This window comes from Vulcanococcus sp. CPBay_Sum15L08_68, from assembly GCF_017855895.1.
Lineage (GTDB): Bacteria > Cyanobacteriota > Cyanobacteriia > PCC-6307 > Cyanobiaceae > Vulcanococcus.
In genome coordinates, this window is the sequence record NZ_JAFMFX010000110.1 from 1 (window position 1) to 3,013 (window position 3,013).

A 3,013-nucleotide genomic window follows, 5' to 3' on the forward strand; every position below is an offset into this window, starting at 1 on the left:
GACGCCCTGGTCCGGCTGGTGCAGACCTTCGCCAGCCGCAATCCCTTACTCGACGGCCATGGCAACTTTGGCTCGGTGGACGACGATCCACCGGCCGCCATGCGTTACACGGAGACGCGTCTGGCGCCCATCGCCAATGAGGCGATGCTCGATGAGATCGGCAGCGACACGGTCGATTTCGCCAACAACTTTGATGGCTCCCAGCAGGAGCCAACCGTGCTCCCGGCCCAGCTGCCCTTCCTGCTGCTGAACGGCTGCACCGGCATCGCCGTGGGCATGGCCACCAACATCCCTCCCCACAACCTGGGGGAGGTGGTGGATGCCTTGATTGCCCTGGTGCGCAAGCCTGAGCTGAGCGACGAGAAGCTGCTGGAGCTGGTGCCGGGCCCCGACTTCCCCACCGGCGGCGAAGTCTTGACCGGCAGCGGCCTACGCGACACCTATCTCTATGGCCGCGGCAGCATCCCAATGCGGGGCGTCGCCCACATCGAGGAGATTCAGCCGGGCAAAGGACGCCACAAGCGCGGAGCCGTGGTGATCACCGAGTTGCCCTATCAACTCAGCAAAGCGGGCTGGATCGAGAAGCTGGCCGAGCAGGTCAACGACGGCAAGATCAACGGGATCGCGGACATTCGCGACGAGTCCGACCGCGACGGCATGCGGGTCGTGGTGGAGCTGCGCCGGGACGCCAACCCAGAGAAGGTGTTGGCCGATCTGCAGCGGCGCACGGCGCTGCAGAGCAACTACGGCGCGATCCTGCTGGCCCTGGTCCACGGCAAGCCGATCCAACTGAGCCTGCGCCAGCTCCTGCAGGAGTTCCTGGACTACCGCGAGCTGACGATCATTCGGCGGACCAAGCACGCCCTCAAGCGTGCGGAAGATCGCTTGGAAGTGGTCGAGGGTTTGATCACCGCCCTCAATGCCCTGCAACGGGTGATCGAGATGATCACCGCCGCACCCGATGCCTCCAGCGCCAAGGCCAGCCTGCAGGTCCACCTCGACATCAATGAGCGCCAGGCCGATGCGGTCCTCGCCATGCCCCTGCGCCGGCTGACGGGCCTCGAGCAGGAAAGCCTGCGCAAGGAGGCGGACGACCTGCGCCAGGAGCGGGCCCGCCTGCGTCACCTGCTGGATGAACGTCCGGCCCTGCTCGACACGATGGTGGCGGAGTTCAAGGCCCTGAAAAAGCGCTTTGCCACCCCCCGCCGGACGCGGCTGGTGGAAGGTGGCGATGAGCTGGTCGCCCAGCGCACCGCAGCCCAACGGCCCAACACGGAACTACTGCGCCAGCGCGCCTTTGAAGGGCTGCCCAGCGATGGCCGCCTGGTGATCCAGGCCGATGGGCAGGTCAAGGTGATTGGCCCGCAATTGCTGGGACGGCTTCACCTCGATGAGCCAGCGCCCCTAGGGGACAACCCCTCACCCGCCCGCCTGATCCTGCCGATCAGCAGCCGTCCTGCCCTGTTGGCCTTCACCGATGCAGGTCGTGTGGCCTTGCTGCGCTGGGAGTTTGCAGGGCAGAACCCAGGGACCCTCGAGAAATTCCTACCCGAGGGGATGAGCGGAGAGCGGGTGGTGCAACTGCTGCCGCTCCCGCAAGAAGCGGAAGGAAAGAGCGTGGGCCTACTGAGCAGTGATGGCCGGTTCAAGCGTCTTCCTCTGGCTGAATTCCAAGACCTCTCGGGTCGGGCCACCTCAATCCTCAAGCTCAAGGAAGGGGTCAGCCTCAAGCGCGTGGTGCTTTGCCAGGACGGGGACGATCTGGTGGTGGGCAGCAGCACCGGTCGCCTGCTGCGCCTAGAAGTCAACGAAGAGAACCTGCCGGTGATGGGCAGGAACGCCCAGGGTCCAGTGCTGTTGCGCTTACTGCCTGGGGAAGAGGTGATCGGAGCTGCAGCAGTCGATGACGAGGGAGATGTCTGGCTTGCCACGAAACATGGCTCGATCAAGCAGCTGGCCGCCGCTGAGATCCGTGAGTGCAACCGCGGAGACATCGGCCAAATCTGCATGCGGTTTGGACAGCGCGACGATCAGGTCGTTGACCTGCAAAGCAGCAATACTCGTGTCCTCGGGGCTCTGCTCAGCGACGGCCGCAGCTTGAGGATCGACTCCGCGGAACTCGCTGGCAGCCCTGATGGAACGCAACAACTGGGGCTCGGCAGCAAGGAGGCCCTGGCGGAGTTGGTCCCCCTGCTGAGCTGAACTAGGCCGCCACCGGCTCGGGCGGGTGCTGCTCCAACACCTGCTTGAGGTAGCGCCCGGTGTGGGAGCTCGGATGCTCCGCGACCTCTTCTGGGGTCCCCGTCACCACAATCTCTCCACCCTTGTCACCACCCTCGGGACCGAGGTCGATGATCCAGTCGGAGCAGCGAATCACATCCAGGTTGTGCTCGATCACCAAGATCGAGTTGCCCTTATCCACCAAGCGCTGCATCACATCCATCAACTTGTGGACGTCGTAGAAGCTCAGACCCGTCGTCGGCTCATCGATCAGATAAAGGGTCTTGCCGGTGGCCCGTTTCGAGAGTTCGGTGGCCAACTTCACCCGCTGGGCCTCACCACCGGAGAGGGTCGGTGCGGGTTGGCCGAGTTTGACGTAACCCAAGCCCACATCCACCAGGGTGCGCAGCCGATCGGCCGCCTGAGGAATCGCTGAGAAGACCTCACAGGCCTGCTCCACCGTCATCTGGAGCACATCGGCGATGGTGTGGCCCTTGTATTTGACCTGCAACGTCTCGCGGTTGTAGCGAGCACCCTTGCAGACGTCGCACTGGACGTAGACGTCAGGCAAGAAGTTCATCTCAATGACGTTCACGCCCTGGCCGCTGCAGGCTTCGCAGCGACCGCCCTTGACGTTGAAGCTGAACTGACCGACGGCGTAGCCGCGAGCCTTGGCCTCGACCGTCGCGGCAAAGACCTGACGGATCGGATCAAACGCTCCGGTGTAGGTCGCCGGGTTGGAGCGAGGCGTGCGGCCAATCGGTGATTGGTCAATCACGATCACCTTGTCGAT

1 protein-coding gene and 1 pseudogene are annotated in these 3,013 nt (G+C 64.1%); one reads left to right on the forward strand and one right to left on the reverse strand.

Annotated features, from left to right (window positions below; translation table 11 throughout):
* The coding region (locus QZ189_RS10975; protein ID WP_296421772.1) for a DNA gyrase subunit A at positions 1-2,202 on the forward strand (2,202 nt) is incomplete at its 5' end.
* 1 nt (position 2,203) lies between these two features.
* Here QZ189_RS10975 and QZ189_RS10980 read toward each other — a convergent pair.
* Positions 2,204-3,013, reverse strand: a pseudogene (locus QZ189_RS10980) (excinuclease ABC subunit A); the annotation flags it as partial.